Source organism: Mesorhizobium sp. WSM1343 (genome assembly GCF_055901535.1).
Genome location: NZ_JBVVWZ010000002.1, coordinates 205,545 through 227,766 on the forward strand (window position 1 = coordinate 205,545; position 22,222 = coordinate 227,766).

The window sequence follows — 22,222 nt, forward strand, 5'->3', positions numbered from 1 at the left end:
CGTGACCACGATCAGCCTGGTGCTTTCTGTTGGGAGAGTGAACTATTCAACCTGGAGGGTGTTTTTCCGCTGGACCAACAGACGGTTGAAGTTGAGCGGCGCGGGTGGAAGCATCTCTGTCATCTCGAAAAGAGGCACAGGGCCTTCCGGCTCCGGTGCTTTCTGCTTGGCCTTCAGGTCCGTGATCTCCTCGTCGCGCCTCGCAATCCGGCTTTCCAGATTGGCAATGCGCTCCGCAAGGAAATAGCGCCCCACGGCAAATCCGCTGCCGCCGAACAACACGGCAGACGTAGCAAAGGCCAGCGGGTTAGCCGCCACCAGCGCAGAGTTGCTTTGAATGAAAGCGACGAGTTCATGCATGGCTAAAAAGCTCTCCTGTCACGCCGGGAACGATTCAACCTGCCGAGGTCGCGCGAGGGGTCGCAATACCAAGTCTCCTCCGATCAGTTTATGGGCAACTTCGTTTCCCGGCCTCGCCCTGCCGTGCGGAGCGCCGCGAGTGCGTCAGCACAAGCTGCCTCGGAGGTCGTTCCGTTCATCCGCGCTATCCTAGCCGTAGGGCGGGACTTCGCAATGTCCACGCCGGTCATCCTACAACAGGGGGCGTATCGTCGTAGCCAATGGAACCTATCCCCGGATGCCTGGGCTATGGCGAGTATCTGAGTCTCTGGCTCGCGGTTGTAGGCCATCAGCGCCTTCACGGTCTCAAGCGGGCTTTCGTAGCGGGCGACAAGCTTCACGGCTTCAGAGTGCAACTCGGCTTTGACCTCGGCATCGAAGTACATCGTTCCCATCGCGGTTCCTCCTAGCGTGTCGCACGCGTGATGGAGGGAGCACATCAAGTCGCTCCTAAGTTCGCCGTTGAGCAGGTTCATCCCTTTGAGCGCCTTACGTGATGATCGGCATGAGCATGGCAGTTGGCCTTTCCGGCAGGCTCGGGAAGTGAACAGAACGGGAACATAAATGTCAAGCAAGAATTGACTCGGGCGAGGGGTCAATTCCTATTTTTGGCCATGCCGGACGCGGCAGAACTCGGTCGGCTATGTCCTGGCATGCTGCAGCCACCCTCAAGGCGCGGCTCCACTCGGTCCTTAACCCCTAGGCCGGTTGAGCATTGAAGCCAACGTGCCCGCGTTCGACGTCCCCATGCCTTTTACCTCGGAGGCGGCCAGTGGATCGAGGCCAGCAGGGAGTCGTCGAGGATCAATAAACCGAAAGCAGCATTCTGCCAATTTCCCAGCCGATGAATGCTCGCGGCGGGAAGCGGCCGGTCGCTGCAGCCCAGGCGCGCTTCACTCCTCCCGGAATGCTCGCTGAATCTGATCGGCCAGGGGCTTGACGAGATAGGACAGCATCGTGCGGCTGCTGGTCGTGAAGAACACCTCGACCGGCATGCCGGGCGCCAGGGTCAGTCTTTTGAGTCTGGCAAGTTCCGTGCGCGGCAAAACGATATGCACGGTGTAATAACCGGCGCCGGTGCGCTCGTCGGTGCTGAGATCGGCGGAGATCTTGCTGACGCTTCCGTTGAGTTCAGGCGTGGTCCGCTGATTGAAGGCCGAAAGCCGCAGCGTCGCCTCCTGCCCCTGTTTCAGCTGATCGATGTCCTGTGGAGCGACACGGGCTTCGACGGTCAGTCGGTCCGCGACCGGCACGATGAGCATGACCGGTTCGCCCGCAGTGATGACACCCCCAATCGTATGTACGGCAAGCTGAAGGACGACGCCGGCCTGCGGGCTTCGAATGTCGATGCGCTTGAGCTGGTCCTCGGCCGATACCTTGCGTTCGACTAGCTCCGAGAGTTTTGCCTGGACCTCACGCAGCTCCGTGGCGACTTCGCTGCGCAGATCCTGATCGATCTGGATGATCTGCAGGCGGATTTCCGACGTGTGACCTTTCGACTGCGCTATCGCCGCGATCAACTGCCCGTGTTCAGCCTCCAGCCGCACGGCCTCGCGCTCGAGCGCGGTGATGCGATCGATCGAGACCAGCTTGCGCTCCCATAATGTGCGCATGCCCGCGAGCTCGGTTCCGATCAGCTTGATTTCCTGGCTCTTGGCGTCCTTTTGCTCGGTCAGGCCGGAGACTTCTTCGGCGAGCTGGGAGATACGTTCCGCCAACTGCGCCTTCTGGCCAGCGCGTGCCTGCCGGCGGAACTCGAAGAGCGACTGCTCTCCGGCCATTGTTCCGCTGACATCCGGATCGTCCCGCCGAGACATCAGCGACGGCGGAAAACCGATGGCGTCCGCACCATCGCGCTCGGCCTTGAGACGTGCCAGGCGGGCATCGAGTTCATCCGCGCTCTTGGTGACAATGGCCAGATTGGCGCGGGTGACGGTTTCATCCAGATGAATCAGAACCTGTCCCGCTTGCACGGCATCGCCTTCGCGCACGAAGATTTGGCCGACCACGCCGCCCGTCGGATGCTGCACCTTTTTGACGCTGGAATCGACAACCAGCTTTCCCGATCCAATGACCGCGCCAGAGAGGTCGATCACGGCGGCAAGGCTGCCCGCTCCACCGACCAGTAGGATGGAGGTCGCAATGCCGCCAAGCAGATAACGTCGAATGGCCCGGTCGATCACCGATGTCGCCCTCTCCGGCATCAGAGCGCCGCCTCTTCAGGACTTGGGACAACTTTCAACGGAACGCTGATGGGACGGGTCACATTGGTCATGATCTCATTCTTCGGGCCAAAGGCCTGAATGCTGCCGTTCGTCATGACAAGGATCTGGTCAAGACTTTGCAATGCACTCGGGCGATGCGCCACCACGATGGCCATGCCGCCTCTGTCGCGCACGCCTTGGATCGCCGCCGTCAAGGCGGCTTCGCCATCGGCATCGAGATTGGAATTCGGCTCGTCGAGTATGACAAGAAACGGATCGCCATAGAGAGCACGCGCCAAAGCGACCCTCTGTCGCTGGCCCGCCGAAAGCGCCGACCCGGCCTCGCCAATGCGCGTTTCATAACCTTCAGGCAGGTGAACCACCAGATCATGAACACCGGCGGCGCGCGCAGCGGTCAGTATTTTGTCCGAGGGGGGCCGGGGTTCGAAGCGAGCTATGTTCTCGGCAATGGTGCCGTCGAACAGCTCGACATCCTGCGGCAGATAACCGACATGCTTGCCTAGGTCTTCCGACGACCACTGGTCGAGCGTCGCACCGTCGAGCCTGACGGTACCGCGCACTGGCAGCCAGACGCCGGCGATGGCTCTGACGAGCGAGGATTTTCCCGAAGCGCTCGGACCGATGATGCCGAGGCCGGCGCCCTTCTCCAGCACGAAGCCCGCATCCTGGACGACAAGGCGGCGCTCGCCCGGCGGCGCCACACTGATGCGCTCTACCGAGAGGCGAAACGACGGCGGCGGCAGCGAGACAGTTGTTGCAGCCTCGGGCAGCAGCCCCAGAAGGTGGGTGAGGCGGGCCCCGGCCTGGCGGGCGCTGACGAAGCTCTTCCAATGCACGATCGCGAGTTCAATCGGTGCCAGCGCCCGGCTCATTATGATCGAGCTGGCAATCATGATGCCTCCTGTTGCCTCCTGATGGATGACGAGCCAGGCGCCGATCGCCAGGATGCCGGATTGAAGCATCATGCGCACGACTTTCGAAATCGTTCCGAGCGTCCCCGCCAAATCGCTCGCCTTGGCATTCGTCTTGAGATAGTCGTCGTTGACGGCAGACCAGCGATCGGCAATGCGTGGGCCAAAACCCATTGCCTGAAGCACCTCGACGTTGCGGCGTGTCGCTTCCGCCAGCGTGTTGCGCGAAGCGGCCTGGCTGTTAGCACGTTTCGCCGTCTCCCTCGTGCGTAGTTCCGCCAGTAAGGTCAGGGCAAACAGAATGATGGCGCCCAAGAGCGCGGTCATGCCGATCCAGAAATGGAACAGGAAACAGATTGCGAGATAAAGCGGCATCCAGGGCAGGTCGAACAGCGCGGTCGGCCCAGCGCTCGACAGGAACGATCGGACCTGATCGAGGTCCCGCAATGACTGCAAGCCATCGCCGGGAAGCTTCGTGCGCAACGGCAGACGCATCAGTGCGGTGTAGACCTGCCCGCTGAGCCGCGCATCGAGCGCCATGCCGATACGCACCAGCAGCCGCGATCGGATCAGCTCAAGAACGCCCTGGAAGAGGAACAGCGTGCCCGCAAACAAGCAAAGGCCGACAAGCGTCGGCACGCTGCGGCCGGGGATGACGCGATCGTAGACCTGCAGCATGAAGAACGAGCCGGTCAGCGCCAGGACATTGACGACCCCGCTCATCAAGGCGATGCCGGCGAATGCCCGCCGAAAGGAAGCCAATACGGCCGTGAGCGTTGTTCGCGGCGGCTCAGAAGGGCGGGAGTGAGACATCGTCCTTCACCTCGGGCCTAGTGCGGCGGCAAGCGGCAATGAACGCGTTCGAGACCAGTTGGTGAAGGATGTCGGTTTCACTCCATCTTCCAGCATGGCACCTAGATGAACCATTCATTCAGCGCGTAGGCATGAACATAGTCGACGTGCATTTCAGAAGGGGTGGCAAGCCCGTCGGCGGGCGCTCCCGCCATGCCGCCGACAGCCTGGTCGACCAGCATATACATTGGCTTGTGCATGTCGGCAGGCGTTGGTGCGCGGGCAACTTCGACATCGTCGAAATACCAGACCAGTTCGCTTGGGGTCCAAAGCACCCCATATTTGTGGAACCCTGCGGTATCCGCTGCATATACGGTCGAGGTCACTTTTGTATGCGACCCCGTGGCATTCGAGTGGCTGGTCAGGGTGAGCTTGTTGGGATCCTGGCCGATCATCTCCACTGCGTCCAGTTCCGGCGGCCAGGAGCCATCCGCCGGAAGAAGCCAGAAGGCCGGCCATGCACCCTGCTTTTCGGGCATGTCGGCTCGAATTTCGAAATAGCCGTAGGTCTGTGCGAAGGAATGGTAGGTCGTCAGCAGACCTGACGTGTAATCATAGTTGTTTATGTAGGGCTTGATCGCATCGGGAGCCCGGGCGGCCGTAATGGTGAGAACACCGTCCTGTACGCTGAACGGGTTGACCGAACTCGTGGGGGCGTAGCTGGTGTCGATATACCACTGAAGCTCGCTGTTGGTGGTGAGCGAGCTGCCGTTCGGAGCACCCCACCAGAAGTTCGTATCCCAGGTCCCGCTAGAACCGCTGTGCAGGTTCAACGTATTGAACTCGTCCGAGAAGGTGAGCGTCAGATGCGACTTGTCCAGGGCGAGATCGAACTGGTTGGCGCTGAACTGGTCGATGGTCTTGTTCTCGAAGACGAGAAACTCGGTTGGCGACAGGGTAAGTCGGACGTTCGATCCCGACTGCACCATGGCGGCGTGCACCTGGTCGAAAGAGAGGAAGCCGTAGCCTCCGACGCGCACGGTGTCGTCGGCGCCGAAGTCGAGAATAAGGTCGCTGCCATTGCCTGGTTTGACGACGAAAATGTCAGCGCCGGAGCCACCCTTGAGAACGTCGTCGCCCTTCAAGCCGTCGAGCGTCTGCTGGCCGGAACCGCCGACGACGATATTGTTCAATGCGTTTCCGAAGGCATATTGTTTATCGCCGGTGACCGTCAGATTCTCAAAATTCGCCGGCAGCCTGTAGCTCATCCAGGTCGAGATCGTATCGATGCCCTCGTTGGGCAGCTCCGCCGCTTTGTTTTTCGCGGAGTACAGGTAGTAGATATCGTCGCCCTGGCCGCCATACATCGTAACGCTGACGCTGCCGTCGCCATACAGCGAATCGTTGTAGATGCTGCCGTAGAGGGCCGGGCCCGAATTCGTCGCCGAGTACCACCTTGCGGAGGACCCACTATAGGGGAGCGGAACGCCCTTGGCATTGGTTACGGCGGCCATTTTGCTTGCAGCTCCGTTGGTTTGTTCCAAGCCCTAACACGATGCAAGGCAAAAGGAGCCGATAGGTTTTGTCTTCAAACTCAGGAGGGTTATCAAAACGTAAATGCCCGAGGGGCAGGACGCGTCCGTCAGGCGAAGCTGGCTTGAGCGTGAAGTGGGGCGACTGGGGCCGGTTGGGCGAAGAGCGCGCACCAACGAGAATGCTGCCGAAACGTGGCAGGCTTCTGAGCGGAACCTTGGACCCGAATCGCAAGTTTGGCGGGACACCCGCGAGAGCCCTGCCCATCGGGCGCGGATGCGGGACCTTCCCCCTAGCCGCCGAACGCTTGCGGCCATTCCTCGCAGATCAGAGGCCGAGGGTCTGACCCGTTTCCATCTGAAGGAAATCTGCCGACGAATTCCGCAACACCGAGTTCTGGAACGCGTCAAGGGCAGAGCCGTGGGTGATATCGACCAGCACGGCCGCTGCGGCTTCAACCTTATCGGCCGCTTCGTCTACCTTGTCGAAACGCATCAGCATTCGATCGTGGAGCATCGACAACCGCGTGGCGTGGTAAAGCACGCTGCGCTTATGGTAATCCGAGTCCAGCGGCTCAAACAGTATTGTCATGACGGCAACTCCTCGCCATTTCATGTCCATTCGGGGGTGATTTGGAGGCCGCCCGCGTATAGATATTGGTCTGGCGCTCCCGAGGCCTCCGTCACGCGCTGTTGAGCTGCCCGGACCCTGCAGCACAGGGCGATATTCACCACGCCATTTTTCCTGTCCGTTTCTTCCTTTGCGCGCCTCAACGATTTCTCAGCACGTTTGAAGCGCAACCTTGAACTGCCAAGTTTCAAGAATTTCAGCCATCGTTCCGCTTCCTATGCGGTTGCTTCCCTCGGCTGATAATTACGGCTGTTCTGTTTGGTTCCGGCCAATCGCGACCGGCTCCCAGATTTTACAGAGCCAGGCCGATCTGGCGCTGCCGATTTAAATCTCTCCGGCAATGGGCTTGAGCGCATCTTCTGTCTCAGGCTCCAGCGGGACGCCGGCGACGTTCCGGAGCATCAAAGCGGCGCGCTGAAGGACGGACTGCAAATCCGCCCCGGATATATCCGCGATGCGATCGACCGCGCTTCAACCTCTTCCGCGATAAATAGGCGCGCCGATGATCATTCCTTCGACCATGTCCTCTCCGAGGAGGTTTCAGCTTGTTTGGGAATGGCATGTGCTGGCCAAGTGGTCTATCTCACGCACCACCAGAACCTGTGCGAAATTGCCAGGACGGTTGTGCACGGCGTGACGGCCACGAACTCGGATAGCGATCCAGGGGCCGCTGGAGGTCAAAAAATTGCGCCGTTCGCAACCGCGGTGGAGGTAGGTCCGGAGAGCCAAAAACGTCGGCTGCGGTCGAATGAACAGCCGCCTTGTGTGCATGCGTTATGAACCATCGGATCGATCTTTGAATGAGCAAACTGGCCAAAAGGCGCGCATTGCTGCTCCTCAATCCAAAGGCGCGGCGCGGCCAGGAGCTGATCGCCCCGATTGTGGAGCGGCTGGAGCGCGGCCGGCTTTCTGTCACTGTCGAAAAGTTCGAGGCGTTGCCGGAGATCGCTCGTGACATCGTTCGCTTGCGCCAAACGGCGGACCTTGTGGTCGTGTGCGGTGGCGATGGTTCGTTGTCGGCGGCGGCGATGGCTGTAGTGGAAAGCCGCCTGCCGATGGGCATTATTCCTATGGGAACGGCTAATGACCTCGCTCGCACACTCGACATCCCTATGGACCTTCTGCAGGCCGCTGACGTGATCGTGCGGGGCCGACTCCGGCAGATCGATATCGGCACGGTCAATGGCAATGCCTTCTTCAACGTTGCGAGTATCGGACTCAGCACTGAATTGGCGAAGGGTCTGGATCCCACTTTGAAGAAGCGTTTCGGCAGGCTCGGCTATGCGCTGGCGGCGGTGAAAGTGTTGACGCGGGCCACGCGATTCCACGCGAAGATTATTGAGAAAGGCGCGTCGACCGACGTCGAAACCTACCAGATTGCGGTGGGAAACGGTCGCCATTACGGCGGCGGCAACGTGGTGGAAGAGACGGCCGAGATCGATGACGGACATCTCGATCTTTATAGCTTGGAAATGACGAACCTCTGGAAGCTGGCGCTGATGCTCCGCTCCTTCCGGTCTGGAAGGCATGGCGCCTGGCGAGAGGTGCGCACGGCTAGGTGCGTCGAGTTCGACATCGAGACGGAGAAGCCGATGCCGGTCAACACCGATGGTGAGATCGTCACCTCGACACCAGCCCATTTCAAGGTCCATCCAAAGGCGATCTCGGTCTTCGCGCCTCCGCCCGTCGACGACGCTGACCTCCACTAGGCAAGCAATTTGGCCCCACGATCGTCCCGAGGTCATCAAAACGGCGACAACGACCGGTCCATACGAGAAGCGGCGAGCTCGACAAATTATGATTTCCTTGGTCTGTTGCTAGCAGGTCGACATGCGCGACTTGGGGCCGTGGCCGCTTGGCACGACCGGCCTGAAAAGAGTCCTTGGCCGGAGCTTTGCGTCATGAGCCGGAATGCAAACGGTTGCTGCGGCTCGTTACAACGCGCCTTGGCAAAGGTGCCGAACGCGGCCCTTAGGCGTTCCCGAAGGCTGGTTCAAAATGAACTGATATGTGATGCAGGCAAAGGATTGTTGCCCTTTGCCGTTCGAATATTAGCAACCTCTTGACGACCGCCGGCCGCGCTCCAGAATCTCTCACATGGCGCAGAGACAGACTGGCATCGACTTTGGGCTCGAGGTGACGGCAGGCGGCGTCACTCATCTGGAACTGCGCGACGACCGTCGGGCAAGCAACGCGCCGGAGAAGGCAAAGGCGCCGGGCCACGCCACGCCGGTCGACTATGAAGCTGGCAAGGCCACGGTCGGCGGTTTGGTCACAGTCGAAGCGGGCTCCCATCAGGGGATGGAAACGCGCCGCGCCGGTGCTTCGCGATGAGAAAATCCGGGACTGACAATCTCGTCCCGGCCATCAAGAGCCCCGGCGATGCGCCGTCGATGAAGGGCGCAGAGCAGTTCGAGATTTTCCCCGACTACGGCCCGAGGATCAACAGGCGCCACATGGTAGCGGCAGCGGTGGTGGCAGTCCCGCTCCTGTTCGGTTTCACTGGCCTTGCCATCCGTTATGCCGCTGTTGCTTCAACATTGGCAGAGCCAGGCTTCGAGGCTTATGCTCGTGCGCTCTGCCGATGGGATTGCCACTGGTATGTGGATATTTCCGAACGCGGCTACGAGCGCTTTCCCATCCCGAACCAAAGCAATGTCGGACGATGGGGCTTCTTTCCATTCTACCCGTTGCTGGTAGCGGTGATCCGAGCGATTTTTCCTTTCCCCACGATAGTGGTCGCAACCGTCGCTTCACTTGCATGCAGCTACGCCGCATGTCTGGTGGCATGGCCGCTGCTGAAGAAGAACATGCAGGCCTATGTGCTGTACTGCGCTTTTTTGCTTAGTGGCCCGTTCTCCTTCCACTTCACCACTTTCCTTTCCGAACCTCTTTTCGTGCTCCTGACCTCGAGCGTTTTCCTGGCACTCAAACGCTCCAGCTATCCCGCCGCTGGCATCTCGTCAGCGCTCCTCTCGGCAACGCGGCTTGTTGGGGTCCTTGTCGTCTTTGCGACCGTCATTGAAATGTTCCAACAGCATCGGAAAGGGGGCGGCTCACCACTCTCCTTTCCTCGTTGGGTGCTCGGTCGGCCGGATCTGCTCGTCGCTATCTTGATCTCGCCTGCCGGCTTGTTCGCTTACATCCTGTTTTTGTATGTCACTGTCGGCGACGGCTTTGCGTTCCTGCACGTCCAACGCGCCTTTGGACGAGTGGCTGGGAACCCGATCCTGTTTCTGTGGGACGGCCTCTCAGCGTTTCCCAAGACCGGGTGGCTGCCCACGGCGCCGCAATGGAGTGCGCTCGCGGCAATCGCCGGGCTGGCGCTATCAGTCGTGCTGATGGCTCGCAAGCAATATGGCGCTGGTATCTTTTGCGCGATCAGCATTGTCGTGCCATTGATTACGAATCTGGCCTCCATGGTCAGATACGTCATTGGGCTTGCGCCTCTGATACTGTTGATGGCGTTCTTGCTGTCGGCATCGAAACTGACCTGGATAGCCGCTTTGTTTCTCTTTCTGGTCGCCTGCTATTTCATGACAGTGGCATGGATTGGGGGCTACCTTGCTTTGGTCTGACGTCGGCAACCCCTACGCACGCGCGATCTCGCTTGGGTGTTACGCGCTCGCCGCGGCTTTGGCCGTGTCAGAAATCCTCATCCTTGCGCTGGCTCTCCATCCGAATGTCCACCCCGACTATCGGGCCTATTACATCGACCGCACGACAACCTGCCTCAACCGCGATACCGTTGGCATCTACTCACTCGGCCAGACAGTGTCCTTCCGGTCCGACGGCGCCAAACGGGCTTCCGGCATGAAAGTTTGTGGCTGGTCGGGGCCAGCAGCCGACGGCACGCATTCGCTGGGTGAAACCTCGCGGCTCCGCCTGCAGATACCGCCGCTTCGCGACGGCCTAAAGGCAACGCTACAAATGGCCGCTGTCGTTCGTCCGCCACAGATGACCCAGAGGGTGATTATCTCAGTCCATGGCGTATCCGTGCATAAGGTTACGCTGTCGGGCAAGCAACCCATGACCGTCTCGTTCTTCATTCCGCACGCAGCTTTTTCGAACGCCAGCACGTTCGAGATGACGTTTGACTATCTCGACGGGATCCCGCCCAGCAAGGCCGCCAGCAGCATTTACAAACGCTCCATCAAATTGGTGTCGTTTCGACTGGACGCCGTTTAAGTATTATCGCCGCTGGCGGGAGCGGTTGCCCTGCCGACCGGGACAGCGATCGGCAAAAACCCACCGGTCAAGGACGAAGAAATTGATGGTGGGAACGAGCAGGCACGTAATCAGGACGGGAACGACGAGCGGCAAGCCCAGCTTCACCGTCATAAGTGCCGGCGCGCCATAGGCAATGGCAAAGCCTGTTGCCGCCAGCAGGAGAAAACGTGGCGCTGCGGTTCGATGCGACCGGCCCGACACGAACGTCAGGTATTTGTGCGCGAGATACGAAAACAAGGTGGCTGCGGCATATGCCCCAAGCGAAGCCTGGATGGGCGTGAAACCGAGCAGTTGCGATTTGGAAAAAGCGGCAACCAAAGCGGCATACAGAATTGTGGCAGAGATGCCGACCATGCCGAAGCGTGCCAGCAGCGTGAGCGCGTCGTCGCCGGGAGACAGGTGCTCAGGCACGCGCACTAGACACATACTGTGCTCCCAACGGCAGGCGGGCGAGCATGCGCTCGACGTTTCGGGCAAACGGTCTGCCTGACGGCAGCAGCAGGAAGTGCTCGGACCGGATGTTCGTGAAGCCTGTCATCTGCAAGAGTGACGCTGTTTTGGCTGCGCTGAGCAGCACGGCATCTCGGTCGAAGGGACACCGGAACACAGCCAGACGCGTCAGCGGGTTATAGGGATTATGCTCGATGATGCAGGCGACACCGCCCGGGCGAAGGACGCGCCGCATCTCGCGTACGAACTCAAGCCAGGAAGCTGGCGGTACATGATGGACGACGCAGCTGGCGAAGGCCAGATCGAAGACGCCGTTGTCGTATGGCAGGGTCAGGCTGGAGCAGACCTTGTACATGACGCCAGGATTTTCCTCCCTGGCACGCAGGATGGAGTCCGGCGAGATGTCGCAGCCGTCCAGGGACGCGAAGGCGCCTTTGAGAAATGGATGGAGAACGCCTACGCCGCAGCCGACATCAAGCGCCCGCACACCCGAGCCATCAGGGCCCAGCCCTCGTTCAACCATAACGCGTCGCAGAAACTCGGCCTTGGCCTTAAGAAAGAAGTCGTGCTTAAGCCCCGAAAATCGGATCGATCCCTGGACTGTCTCGTCATAGATCGATCTATAACTGTCGAAGAGTTCGGACATTGGCCGGCACTCCAATCCGGGATTTTCGAGACGATCGTCGGTTCTTGACGGGAACGGCAGGCATCGCCCGGTCGAAGCCGGTGAGGCGATCGATCACGTAAAGTGGGCGCCGTTTCACTTCAGCGTGGATGCTTCCGACATACATCCCGACTACGCCGGTCATGAAAAGGTTGATGCCGCACAGGAGCGATACAATCATCACGGTCGAGGTCCAGCCGGCAACAACGCCGGTTTCAAAAGCCCAGGCATAAATTGCAAACGCACCAAAGGCGACGGCCAGCGCAGAAATGGCCAAGCCACCCCAGAGCGCCAGGCGCAGCGGCCGTTCCGAGAAGCTGACGATGGCGTGAGCAGCAAGATGCACCATCTTCCAGAATGGATATTTGGTCTGGCCAAGGGCTCGTGCTGGACGTTCGAACGGCACCGCCGCCTGCTTGAATCCCATCCAGCCAAACATGCCCCTGACGAAGCGATCCTGTTCGGGCATCTGTCTGAAAGTTCTCAGCGCTTTGGGGCCGACCAACCGGAAATCTCCAACGTCGCGCGGAATGTCGACGGTCGTCATCTTTTCCAGTAAGCGATAAAAGAGACTTGCCGTGAAGCGCTTGAACAAAGATTCGCCTTCGCGTTTAACGCGCCGGGCATAGACAATCTCGAAACCTTCCTTCCACTTCGCCACCAGATCGAGGACCACCTCGGGTGGGTCTTGGAGGTCGGCATCCATGACGATGACAGCATCCCCCTGGGCGGCGTCCATACCGGCTGTAATTGCTATCTGATGCCCAAAATTGCGCGAAAGTTCGATCAGCCGAAAACGAGGCTCGGCGGCAACCACGCACCGAAGGTATCTGACGCTGCCGTCGCGGCTTCCGTCATCAACGAAAATAGCCTCGGTCTCACCGTCCAGCTGGTGGATTAGCAACCTGATGCGCTCGACCAGGCGAGGCAGCACTTGTTCTTCGTTGTATATCGGCAGAACCAGTGAGTAGCGCAGCGACACGTTCGCTCCGGTCCCAGTACCTTGGATCACAGTGGCCTCCATGCCGATGAAATGAAACGCCAGCCCCAAAGTTCCATAAGACGTTACTAATTTAATGGTTGTCGTAGGCGGGTGGCGAACTGTACGTTCTGAACGTCTTCGGTCTGATTAGGAGTGAGATATCGTTTCGCGCACCGGCGGAGCAATGCGCTGTTTTCGTCATTTCGCAATCCATTGTCGGGTAAGGCCGCCTTGCCAGCTCTTGTCAGCGCGTCGGCGCGCGATAATTTTTGTGGGGAAGGGACTTCGATCAAAAGGAGCCGACGATGGAACACAAAACTCTCAGCCAACTGCAGACAATTGCAGATGTAGAACCCCTGTCGACATACCCGATCATGACCCGCCAACAGCGCATCGAGCGCTGGGCAGAGTTGCTGGAACAAAGTCCCGAGCGACGCCTGAGAGCGCTTACTGGCACTGAGTATTTGAAGCGCGAAGCTCGCGACGCGGCGCGCGGTGAGGGCTCGCCGATTACAGTGGCCTTCGAGGACCCGCTACTGCGTGCGTTAGGCCTGAAGGATGACACCTATGGGGAAGCAAAGCGCTTCTTCGAACTGTCCGACGGGGAATTGCATGACATCGTCTGCAGTTGCCATGTCGGAACCACGTTCAGAGGGCAGTGGGCTGCCGCTCGAGTCCGCCGGTCAATCGGAGGGAACAGGCTTCTCAAGTGGCTCAGAGAAAGAATGTGGCATTGAGGTCGCCAAGGACGGCGATTGAAGCTCGTTCAGAGCGAGGTGGATGAACGATTGGCGCGCCAGCGCTCCGCCGTGGTGACGAGGGGGTTCGGCACCCAAAGGTTGTCACGCAGACGGGTGGGCGCTCTACTTGCGGTGCTTCCAGGCAAGGCTGCATTCCCAGGGGCAGGATTCTGGGCTTCTCTTTGCGGCTAGCATCACGACGTGAAGACGTCGATCGCTCGGCCCTCTGTTGCGCTAACCTCGGCGGCGCCTGGCCTGAATGGCAGCAAAAGTCACTGGGCGAAAATCCCAGGCGTCAACGCCGACATCGTGCTGGCGCGTCATTGGCTTCAGCCGGCCATGAGAATGGCCGTGCAGGTTTATTGATTTCTTGCCGATCTGGTTCCAGGTGCGGAACGGGTAGTGGCAAAGAACCAGGAAACTGCCCTCGACAGTTAGCTCCTTGTAGTGTTGGACGCTTGCCCAAGCCGAAGCGCCGAGCGTTACCACGCCGTCGTTGTTGCCGATGATCAGGTGCTTCGTGCCGTGGAGGCAGGACAGCAGCGAAGACACTGTCTCGGCAGATCCCTTGGCGAAGTCGCCGAGGTGCCAGACCTCGTCGCTTGGAGCAACAGTCTCGTTCCAAAGTTCAATCAGTGCTTGGTCATGCCCCGCCAATGAACTGAAGGGGCGGGGGCCGAGCCGCAGAATGCGGGGATCGTTGAAATGCGTGTCGGAGGTGAAGAAGATCATGCCGCCGCTGGCTGTGACGAGCGATCGACGATCGCTTCTAAGTTCGGTTGCCGGAGCTTTTTTTGGGTCCACCATCGATCCTGATTTGGGCTTCCCTGAGCATCTTGAGTGCCTCCTCCTTGGTGAGGCCGCACTTGCGCGCAAAGTAAAGCGCTTCGATCACCCTTTCACGATCCGCCGTGGCTTCTGAGGGCTGTTTGGGCTTCTTACCCATCGTTCCCAATCACCTTTTGATGCCACCGAACCATCACCGTGCCGGGTTTGTTCCCCCCTCGGATCTGCTAACCTGCCGAGCGTCGCCGCCTGATACGCCGATGAAACAACATCCGAGCCCTGCAACCGGCATCATCTCCAACAACGAGCGAGCAGGTCGGCCCTTAGGTGTATAAATTCCACGCCGGCGTGGGGAGGGACCGGCGGTGCGCTTTATGGGTGAGCCAGTCTACAGGCGCTTCTAAGCGCCACGCGACCAAGCCGGCGGGCGAAGCATTGTCGTTGGTTCAAAGATCCGTTCTGGTCCGCCCTCGCTCAAAAACCGGAACGTCTTCATCATCTCCTTCGCTTCGTCCGGTAGGGATGTCTTCAGCGAAGCTGCGGGTCATCTCTTCGGTGTCGCTCAACCCGTCGACCGTTTCATTTGCGCCGGCTCCCTCGTCGTGACGGCCCGTGATCTCGCTTCGAGGCTGCGCGCCGATCGGCTGCTCGATGTCGGACCCCAAAACGCCCGGTTCCGCACCGTGTCTATCCTCGTGGCCTGCGATGCTCTCCAGTACGGCCGCATCCTCCTCGGGGATGGGCTTGTCATTGGCAAAGTCGCTCTTTTGCTTCCGGGTTGTTATCGGCATGTTGTGAACTCCTACGCAGTGAATCGCACAACGTACGACTACGGCCGAAGTTGCGAGGCGGCTGCTTTGATTTTAAGGAACCCCGACTTCGGGCAAGCGGTCGCAAAAATCGAGACAGTGGCGCACGTGCTGAAATGGAACAATCAAGCGCGCAAGTTGGCACGATGGCGGGATTTTGAACGAAGCACTCCTCTCCTCGCTATCGACTCCAGTCGGGTAAGGCCCGCTCCGAGCCACGGTTCTTGCACGCCCTTTGCAAAAGGCGCCAATCGAGGCCGAACGAACTGCGCTCGGAATTGCTTTACAGCCGCCAACAGGCTGCGCGGTCGCGTCGTTTTTCGTCGCTTAATGGCACAGCGATGGCGAAGGTGGCGGACGAGCCTTAAGCACCAGCTTACGAGTATGCGTGCCTCGCTGGCGAGCTTGCCCACATTCGCGCGAACTAGAGACGCTGGCGATACGTGCGGACAGCAGATAGACTGACACACAGCAAGGGGCCTCCGAATGTGATGAAGCAGCCCACGCTAGGCGCGAGTTGGGCGCAGTCACTCAGCAGCTGCCGGTGTGATCATCACCGACGAAGCCTGTCGGCGAGACGGAGCCCAAGGGCCAAGATCGTCAAGGTGGGATTCGCCTGGCTGGATGTTGCCAGAACCGAGCCGCCCGCGATGTGCAGGTTCATCAGTCCATGAACTCGGCATTCAGCATCAACAACCCCGTCGGTCGGGCTCGCAGACATTCGCGTGGTACCGAGATGATGACCGTCCATGGCGCCTGATTTGCCTGCCATTTCGACCACATGGCCAGGTTCAAATCCTGAAATGGTAGCTCCGATCTTCTCCAGCTTCCAACCGAGCAGTCGATAGGCGCGCGCGACGCTTTGGAGATCGTTGTTCGTGGTTTTCCAATCGACGCGCAGCTTCGGCATACCCAATCGGTCGCGTTCGCTCACCAACGTCAGTCTGCTTGCGGGGGTTCGGCTCCTGTTCCGAATGAAACTCAAGATTGACCACATTGGCGCGCGGCCCCAATACGATGGAGGGCAGCTTTCGCCGTGCGAAAGTTCTGTTCGCCATCCAGCGCAAACCGAAGCGCCCGAGGCGCACTGGCGAGGATACGACGTTCTGAACGTGCGCGAGCTTTTCGTCCAGCGTCATTGAATGTTGCAGCCGACCTCTGAGGTGTTTCGGGAGAAATGTCCTTTTCACGAGATACATCGCCGAGAGGATCGGGTCGTTGTGGCTGGGATCGGCTGGATCTGGGAGATGGGTGCGGAAGATCTGGTTGAGCAAGCAATGCTCCCGCTGCGCTCGCTCCGTGAGCGACAGCCGCCTTCGGCAGTAGATGCCGGCCGCGTCCCGCTCGTAGCCAAAAGCAACCGCCTGCTGGGCGTTCGGCAACTTTAGTGCTCCGACTGTGCCTCCCAGATGGGCCATATAGAAACGACCGAGCTGATCTCGGGCGTTGCCGATACCAGCTGGCATCACATCATTCGAGGCAAGTAGCAATCGGGTGGTCTCAAAGCCGCCGGCGGCTACAATGTAATGGCAAGCCGTGACCTCACGCTTTGTGCCCTTCAAGTCAACACAGTCGATGTGGTGGACGCAACGCCCGTTCGGCGCCAGGCGAATTCCCGTCGCCGCAGCGTTTAACCAGATGTGGATATGACGCGAAGTCCGCAGCAACCCGGAAAGCCGTTTCCACACGTTGGTTGGTCGACTAAACCGCTCCAGGCGGGTCCTGAACAAATCGCCGTCGACGCCCTCGAATAGTTCAACGCGAGAACCAGGCAACGCGCTTGTTGGATCGTAGTCGTAAGACCCGACCTCGATCACCTCGTGCGCCCGACGGTAGTAGGGCAGCAGGGTTTCATAGGTGATCGGCCAGCCCGAATTGCACACCCATTCGCGCTTCTGGAAGTCGATGCTATCGAACGGCACGCAGCGGCCACCCCATGCTCGGCTCGATCCTCCCAGCGCTCGTATCCGGAAATTCTGGACAGGCGGGTGGACGAGGGGATCTGCGACAATGCCGTGGTAGAGCTCCTGCAATCTCTTGGTCTGCCACCTGCCGCCCGCTTCCAGAACGCAGACGCGTAGCTTTGCATTTTCGAGCGCCGCGGCAATGGCCAGGCCGACAGTGCCACCTCCGACAATGCAGATGTCGTAGGCAAGTCCGTCGCCCGCTGCGGTGAATTGAGCGATCAACGTTCACTCCGGATTTGTTCGATCCCCGAAGGCACGCTCCCACCCTTCGCGCCCGGCTTGGGCGAAGCAGGTAGCGCGCGAGGAGCAGTTGGCAACCACCCGATTGCTCGCATTTGAAGCGCCGGCCCAAAAGAGGTGGCTTTGGTGGCGAGGTCCGTGACGACTTCAAGGGGCCCGAACCGGAAGAGTTTTTGTTGCGACCACCCTCAAAGGGCATGGTTATGGTGAACGCACTTCTCAGCCTGAGTTCGGTGGTGGTATTCCGGTTCCATTCGCGAGATTTCCCGCCCATGGCTCGCCGACAGACACGCTGTTGGCTCCGGCTGAAGCCTTGCCTCTGCTTGCGAGGTTGCCATGGCGATCCGGAACCTCGAGGCATGTGGAGAGTTGTCCAGCAGCCCAGCGGAGATCCAAGCCATGGCGCTACCAGATGCCAGTTCCGGCGCCGCCGCGCAGCCGAAACGCTCTAGCAAGCCGGCAATCCCATCGCCGCACGCCACAAGGCTTCCGGAGCAGGATTATCGATAGACGGGCGCCCAACGATATGAAGGACAATGGCCCATGAACGTCGCCAACCTGCAATTGGAAGGTTTGCTTATGGCGGTCGCTGCCATCAATAACGCCTTGGTCCGGAGGGGCCTTCTTTCGGTTGATGATATCGATATGGCTTTGAAAACCGCGGAGGCCTCGTTCACGGCTGATGAGCGCCTCTTCGAGGACATGTCGCCCGCCAACCGGGACGCAGTCTGTTTTCCTTTGCGGCTTTTGCGGTTGGCTAACACCAAACAGTTCGAAGCGGGTGTGCCACCGTTTGCCGAGCTGGCCAGGCAAGTCGGGATTACCAAGCAGCCCTACAACGATCAGATGTGAAGGGAGGAAGACAGGCAGGTGCAGGAAATCGTCGTGGTCAACAAGGTGGTCGAATTCCGGGGAGAGGCGGTGACCGCATACCGTGACGGTCACGCACACTGCAATGCCACCGCTTTCGGCGAGGCGGGCCGCGACCCTGGACGCGAGACCATTCCCGCATTGAACCCGTAGCTCTGGCGAAGGCACCACATGGAATATTTTCGAGCACAAGGAACATGTCAGCCCACGGGTGTTTAGGCCGCAATGACAATCATCGCCGTCACGACAATGAACTACCCTCTCGCCGTCTTCCCTGGCCCGAAGCGACGCAGGCTCTCAGCAATTGCGCGACTGGAACGAAGCCGCGGCAAGTGGCTGGCGGAGAACCGGATCCACATGACCGGTAAGCAGAAACAGGAGCCGGTCGCGGGCAGCGAACCACAATGCGGCTGCCATGAGCCGTGCGGTTCCAGATGGTTGGCTGCATTCCAAGATCGACAGCAACCGAAACAACAAGCGCCTTTAGGGTCTGCCTGCGCGCGTGGCCTCGAAAGCCTTGGCCATGAACGATGACCCTGTAGATTCGCTCGCCAACGCAATTCACCACCGCAGCGCAATTCTGTTTGTTGGGGCAGGGGTGTCGATCAGTGTTGGACTCCCTTCTTGGGAGAAGCTGATAGAGCGAATGGCAAAGGAGCTCGGTGTCGACGACGAATTCTCCATGCGACGCGATCGTTTTCAAACCCTGGCCGAGTACTATCGGATCAAGCATGGCAGCATCGGGCCACTTCGCAGTTGGATGGACCGAAATTGGTCTGTCCCCAAGGACCGGATCGAGAAATCCGAGTTGCATCGTCTCATCGTGAAGCTCGATTTCCCTGTCATCTACACAACCAATTATGACCGTAACCTGGAACTGGCTTATGAAATATACGGTCGGGACTACGTGAAAGTGGCCAATGCACGCGATGTAGCGCAGGCCCGCCAAGGCGTTACCCACATCGTCAAATTCCATGGTGATTTCGACGAGGATTCTTCCCTCGTCCTCACCGAAACGGACTACCTTGATCGTCTCTCCTTCAATTCTCCGCTGGACGTGCGTTTTCGCTCGGATGCACTCGGCAGCACGATCCTCTTCATTGGCTATAGCCTTTCCGACCCAAACATTCGGTTGTTGCTGCACCGTCTCTGGCAGACGTGGCATCGGTCCGGCTATGAGAAAGATCGCCCGCCGTCGTTCATCTTCATGACCAGCCGAAACCCTGTGGAGGAGGCCGTGCTTGGACGTTGGGGCATTTCGGTCGTCGTCGGCGAAATCGACGAGCCGCAAGCTGCTTTGGTGGACTTCCTCAGCCGGCTGGCGGAGATGGTTGGGGACGGAGCCGAGCCTGGAGAGACGACCCATGAGGGAACCGTCGTCAGACAAAGAGCGATTGAAACAGTCAGATCAAGGGGCAGCTAGGCGGGCTCTCAAGGAACGCCGTACGGCAGAGAACGTCGTTCCAGAGGCGATCATAGCCAGTTTGTGTGGCCAGTTTGAAAATCGCATCCCATAGAGCATGCGATCTCCCATGTGAGCTTTCAACTATTCTGGCGGACGCGCTGGAACATTCTCGCATCAACGAGCTTCGAAGGGGGCACTGTTCCCGTTCAGTGTGTTTTCCCCCTGTGAGACTGCCCGCCGCCGAAAGGTGGCGGGCTTTTTTGTTGGGACGCAACCTTGGACATTATAGCGACTTTGGCCGGACACGCGCAGCGTCGCTTCCCATCATCGGTGCCCGAAGTTGGCGACAGCTTCGAAGTCCTCCCGATGCGATCGCAATTTTTGGGATAGATGTTCGTGTGGTGCCTGTCGGCGACCTGGACGCTGCCTACCAGAACCGGCCTCCTCCGGTCCGAACCACGGCGCTGGAACCCTTGTGAAAAGATCGATGTTCGGCATGCAGCTTGGCCTGCACAGCCAAGCGGTCTGGTGCGGCCCGTCGCCGCCTGGTCCGTTCAGCGGCGGGCCTTTGTGTGGTGATGACGCCACCGGCATTATTTGGCCAAGCTGGGAACCTGTGTCGCGAATCAAAGTTTGGGTGGCAGCTTGGCTTACAACCCCGGGCCAAGTGGTCTCAAAGCAAGACCCGTCATTGCTGATCAATGACGGGTCTTCGCTGTGCATCGATCGATTGACCAACATCCCGAAGCTCAGCGCCGCGCCCCGTCCTTCGCACAGAGCGTTGGCGTCACACGCCTGTCATGGGACGAGCTTATTCGCTGAAGAACCGGCCTGCGGCCAGCGACCTGCGTTTTTAGGATGGCTCGACGCCGAGGTCGGTCCGCTCCTGCCTACCTGGCTGCCGTTGCCGGTCGGAGGGCGGGAGAGGAATGACCTCCTGCTCACTGCGCCCGGCAGCTTCGCCGAGTTTGTATGCCGCATATAAGGCGCCGATTCTGACTAGCCAACGGATCATCGCGATCTCCTTTGGCGCCAGAACACAGCGGCTTTCGATATGTTCCACATGCTGGAAGCGCCACCCTCCGCATCGTGCAGAATGGCGAGTGCTACAGACCATCGCGGCATGCCGACGTTTGGCATGTCTATCAGTGTCGATGCTCTCATCAACGCCTCGGCAATCTTTATCATTTCATCTCGGCCATCGTAATCTGTGCGCCGCGGCAAGGTGCTTGCAGCGGATGAAGGCCGCTCGATCATGTGGCGGCCGCTACGGGACGCCGTCCTAAACGTGAAGCCAGGCTCAAACGAACCTCCTCGGTTTTATGAACCAAAGCTCTGCCGTCGTCGCTGTCATGCAACGAGATGGTCAGAAAACGAGTGATCGAACCAAGCATCAGCCGGACGTGCTGGCAGGCGAACACTCTTCCGCTGCCTCGTCGGTTACCCTTCCCGTCCCGGTGGAGCGTCACTGGCCTTGTCGTTGCCTTGTAAGCTGGGGCACTCGCGCGGCCTCGTTGTCCCTCGCTGCGAGACTGTCGTCAGACGCTTGGTATATCTGTCGAACAATTCCACCTTTTCTGGATAGGTAAGGCGGTGTAAACGCTGGCAACCTTCGCACCGATAGTGGGCGGCAGCGATGAACCAACGCCCCGGTTTGATGAAAGCCGTTCCGCATGCCGGACATTCGAGCGTCATCTCAATCGAAGACAGTGTCTGGGGGAGCGGCATCAGGTCCCGTGGCTCAAACCGCCGCCGCCAGAAGCAGCGTTATACCCACGACCGTCGACCCACAGATCGTCGCTAGAAGCACAATCGGCCGCGGATACTCGGTGGGTGCTGCGAGGCTGGTGAGGTCGGAACCTCGAAATCTCACGGCGCTGGGCGACTGGACGTGGGCAGCGGTAGACTTGTCATTGCACGCTAGCACAGAAAGACGCTGGGCGATATCGGCGGCGATGAGAGGATCGTCCGCCACCAACTTCGACCAGTCCGAAACAGTGCCGATTTCGTGATGCAACATCGTTCCCTCCCAGGTGATCGCACAACTGCGAGATCTGACCTTTGTTCCTTTGATTTTTGCGAGGGGGGAAGTCGCGCCCGCTGCCTCGATGGACGGCGGGTCACATGCGACTGATCGCTATTTCCGGGGCTCCGGGAACTTGATTATCGTCGCGCTGTCTTCCGGCTCCAGCGGCTCGTGGCCAGGCCGTTCGTGCCACATGACTTGCCGCAAATCGGTCTGATCGACTTTCTGGCCGCAAGATGGACACGCGTAGAAGCGGTCCTTTTCGCGAATGCAATTACCCCCGTTGCGGGGGATGCGAGGTCCAAGGTCAGACAGTTTTGTCATGGCGACGAAAATCACCGCCGGAGGAAAAAGTTCCCGCCATTTCAGCAAAAACCAACGGAACACTCTTTGGCGCCCGAGGTTCGATGAGCTGAAAGCATCGTGACTGCATGGACGCTTCCGCCAGCCCATCGACAGCCTCTATGGCACGATCCACGATGCCATCTCCACTACGATCCTGGTTTGACCGGATGATGCTCGCGGCCGCAGGTTCCTCGACGATTGGATCGCGAGCCATCTGC

At 59.5% G+C, this 22,222-nt stretch carries 25 protein-coding genes; 9 read left to right on the plus strand and 16 right to left on the minus strand.

The window, feature by feature from the left end; genetic code table 11:
• Positions 1 to 42: 42 nt before the first annotated feature.
• From AC0NIL_RS31515 to AC0NIL_RS31540, 6 genes are all read right to left on the minus strand, one after another.
• Complete coding sequence (locus AC0NIL_RS31515; RefSeq protein ID WP_473573647.1) at positions 43 to 360, minus strand: hypothetical protein; 318 nt, start codon at positions 358 to 360, stop codon at positions 43 to 45.
• An 83-nt stretch (positions 361 to 443) separates the two neighbouring features.
• Positions 444 to 875, minus strand: coding sequence for a hypothetical protein (locus AC0NIL_RS31520; protein ID WP_245265379.1), 432 nt, complete (start codon positions 873 to 875; stop codon positions 444 to 446).
• 417 nt (positions 876 to 1,292) lie between these two features.
• The gene (locus tag AC0NIL_RS31525; protein WP_013525075.1) at positions 1,293 to 2,603 is read right to left on the minus strand and encodes an HlyD family type I secretion periplasmic adaptor subunit; all 1,311 of its coding nucleotides are present in this window, start codon (positions 2,601 to 2,603) and stop codon (positions 1,293 to 1,295) included.
• Positions 2,603 to 4,348: a type I secretion system permease/ATPase gene (locus tag AC0NIL_RS31530; RefSeq protein ID WP_063170807.1), complete on the minus strand. Its 1,746-nt coding sequence runs from the start codon at positions 4,346 to 4,348 to the stop codon at positions 2,603 to 2,605. The genes AC0NIL_RS31525 and AC0NIL_RS31530 overlap by 1 nt, the downstream gene beginning before the upstream one ends.
• Positions 4,349 to 4,449: 101 nt before the next feature.
• On the minus strand, positions 4,450 to 5,841 hold the full coding sequence (gene eglC, locus AC0NIL_RS31535) for an endo-1,3-1,4-beta-glycanase EglC (RefSeq protein WP_027161848.1): 1,392 nt from the start codon (positions 5,839 to 5,841) through the stop codon (positions 4,450 to 4,452).
• Positions 5,842 to 6,187: 346 nt separating this feature from the next.
• Complete coding sequence (locus AC0NIL_RS31540) at positions 6,188 to 6,451, minus strand: hypothetical protein (RefSeq protein ID WP_013525078.1); 264 nt, start codon at positions 6,449 to 6,451, stop codon at positions 6,188 to 6,190.
• A gap of 297 nt (positions 6,452 to 6,748) precedes the next feature.
• Between AC0NIL_RS31540 and AC0NIL_RS31545 the strand changes: the two genes are divergently transcribed.
• The 5 genes from AC0NIL_RS31545 (at position 6,749) to AC0NIL_RS31565 (ending at position 10,678) form a co-directional block, all read left to right on the plus strand.
• The gene (locus tag AC0NIL_RS31545; RefSeq protein ID WP_156949288.1) at positions 6,749 to 7,270 is read left to right on the plus strand and encodes a hypothetical protein; all 522 of its coding nucleotides are present in this window, start codon (positions 6,749 to 6,751) and stop codon (positions 7,268 to 7,270) included.
• Positions 7,271 to 7,290: 20 nt separating this feature from the next.
• Complete coding sequence (locus AC0NIL_RS31550; protein ID WP_013525079.1) at positions 7,291 to 8,199, plus strand: lipid kinase; 909 nt, start codon at positions 7,291 to 7,293, stop codon at positions 8,197 to 8,199.
• 388 nt (positions 8,200 to 8,587) lie between these two features.
• Positions 8,588 to 8,824: a hypothetical protein gene (locus AC0NIL_RS31555; RefSeq protein WP_013525080.1), complete on the plus strand. Its 237-nt coding sequence runs from the start codon at positions 8,588 to 8,590 to the stop codon at positions 8,822 to 8,824.
• Positions 8,821 to 10,068, plus strand: coding sequence for a hypothetical protein (locus AC0NIL_RS31560; RefSeq protein ID WP_024504648.1), 1,248 nt, complete (start codon positions 8,821 to 8,823; stop codon positions 10,066 to 10,068). The genes AC0NIL_RS31555 and AC0NIL_RS31560 overlap by 4 nt, the downstream gene beginning before the upstream one ends.
• Entirely contained in the window at positions 10,055 to 10,678 is a 624-nt protein-coding gene (locus AC0NIL_RS31565) for a hypothetical protein (protein ID WP_013525082.1), read from the plus strand. Before AC0NIL_RS31560 ends, AC0NIL_RS31565 begins: the two co-directional genes overlap by 14 nt.
• A gap of 3 nt (positions 10,679 to 10,681) precedes the next feature.
• Here the strand turns inward: AC0NIL_RS31565 and AC0NIL_RS31570 are convergent, their stop codons facing one another.
• Genes AC0NIL_RS31570 through AC0NIL_RS31580 form a run of 3 tightly spaced genes read right to left on the minus strand, consistent with a single transcriptional unit; the run spans position 10,682 to position 12,858 of the window.
• Entirely contained in the window at positions 10,682 to 11,131 is a 450-nt protein-coding gene (locus AC0NIL_RS31570; protein ID WP_473573648.1) for a GtrA family protein, read from the minus strand.
• Positions 11,124 to 11,816: a class I SAM-dependent methyltransferase gene (locus AC0NIL_RS31575; protein WP_473573649.1), complete on the minus strand. Its 693-nt coding sequence runs from the start codon at positions 11,814 to 11,816 to the stop codon at positions 11,124 to 11,126. Before AC0NIL_RS31575 ends, AC0NIL_RS31570 begins: the two co-directional genes overlap by 8 nt.
• Positions 11,791 to 12,858, minus strand: coding sequence for a glycosyltransferase family 2 protein (locus tag AC0NIL_RS31580; RefSeq protein WP_164753819.1), 1,068 nt, complete (start codon positions 12,856 to 12,858; stop codon positions 11,791 to 11,793). Before AC0NIL_RS31580 ends, AC0NIL_RS31575 begins: the two co-directional genes overlap by 26 nt.
• A 263-nt stretch (positions 12,859 to 13,121) precedes the next feature.
• Between AC0NIL_RS31580 and AC0NIL_RS31585 the strand changes: the two genes are divergently transcribed.
• Positions 13,122 to 13,553 (plus strand): hypothetical protein, encoded by a 432-nt coding sequence (locus AC0NIL_RS31585; RefSeq protein ID WP_013525086.1) that lies wholly within the window; start codon positions 13,122 to 13,124, stop codon positions 13,551 to 13,553.
• A 237-nt stretch (positions 13,554 to 13,790) separates the two neighbouring features.
• On the opposite strand, the gene AC0NIL_RS31590 is transcribed toward AC0NIL_RS31585, so the two are convergent.
• From AC0NIL_RS31590 to AC0NIL_RS31610, 5 genes are all read right to left on the minus strand, one after another.
• Entirely contained in the window at positions 13,791 to 14,288 is a 498-nt protein-coding gene (locus tag AC0NIL_RS31590) for a metallophosphoesterase (protein ID WP_013525087.1), read from the minus strand.
• A gap of 37 nt (positions 14,289 to 14,325) precedes the next feature.
• Positions 14,326 to 14,502: a hypothetical protein gene (locus AC0NIL_RS31595; protein ID WP_013525088.1), complete on the minus strand. Its 177-nt coding sequence runs from the start codon at positions 14,500 to 14,502 to the stop codon at positions 14,326 to 14,328.
• A gap of 286 nt (positions 14,503 to 14,788) precedes the next feature.
• The gene (locus AC0NIL_RS31600) at positions 14,789 to 15,133 is read right to left on the minus strand and encodes a hypothetical protein (protein ID WP_013525089.1); all 345 of its coding nucleotides are present in this window, start codon (positions 15,131 to 15,133) and stop codon (positions 14,789 to 14,791) included.
• A gap of 571 nt (positions 15,134 to 15,704) precedes the next feature.
• Positions 15,705 to 16,061 carry a GMC family oxidoreductase gene (locus tag AC0NIL_RS31605; RefSeq protein ID WP_164756740.1) on the minus strand — a complete coding sequence of 119 codons (357 nt, stop codon included), beginning with the start codon at positions 16,059 to 16,061 and terminating at the stop codon, positions 15,705 to 15,707.
• A complete protein-coding gene (locus AC0NIL_RS31610) occupies positions 15,943 to 17,340 on the minus strand; it encodes an NAD(P)-binding protein (protein ID WP_473573650.1) in 1,398 nt (465 codons plus the stop codon). Before AC0NIL_RS31610 ends, AC0NIL_RS31605 begins: the two co-directional genes overlap by 119 nt.
• A gap of 561 nt (positions 17,341 to 17,901) precedes the next feature.
• Between AC0NIL_RS31610 and AC0NIL_RS31615 the strand changes: the two genes are divergently transcribed.
• From AC0NIL_RS31615 to AC0NIL_RS31625, 3 genes are all read left to right on the plus strand, one after another.
• A complete protein-coding gene (locus tag AC0NIL_RS31615; RefSeq protein ID WP_024504644.1) occupies positions 17,902 to 18,210 on the plus strand; it encodes a hypothetical protein in 309 nt (102 codons plus the stop codon).
• Between the two features lie 18 nt (positions 18,211 to 18,228).
• Positions 18,229 to 18,381, plus strand: a complete 153-nt coding sequence (locus AC0NIL_RS31620) for a hypothetical protein (RefSeq protein WP_156949289.1) — start codon at positions 18,229 to 18,231, stop codon at positions 18,379 to 18,381.
• A 370-nt stretch (positions 18,382 to 18,751) separates the two neighbouring features.
• Positions 18,752 to 19,651: an SIR2 family NAD-dependent protein deacylase gene (locus AC0NIL_RS31625; protein WP_013525092.1), complete on the plus strand. Its 900-nt coding sequence runs from the start codon at positions 18,752 to 18,754 to the stop codon at positions 19,649 to 19,651.
• A gap of 1,723 nt (positions 19,652 to 21,374) precedes the next feature.
• On the opposite strand, the gene AC0NIL_RS31630 is transcribed toward AC0NIL_RS31625, so the two are convergent.
• Together AC0NIL_RS31630 and AC0NIL_RS31635 are read right to left on the minus strand one after the other, a co-directional pair.
• Positions 21,375 to 21,653, minus strand: coding sequence for a hypothetical protein (locus tag AC0NIL_RS31630; RefSeq protein ID WP_027161857.1), 279 nt, complete (start codon positions 21,651 to 21,653; stop codon positions 21,375 to 21,377).
• Between the two features lie 313 nt (positions 21,654 to 21,966).
• Complete coding sequence (locus tag AC0NIL_RS31635; RefSeq protein ID WP_024504642.1) at positions 21,967 to 22,218, minus strand: hypothetical protein; 252 nt, start codon at positions 22,216 to 22,218, stop codon at positions 21,967 to 21,969.
• Between the last annotated feature and the right edge of the window lie 4 nt (positions 22,219 to 22,222).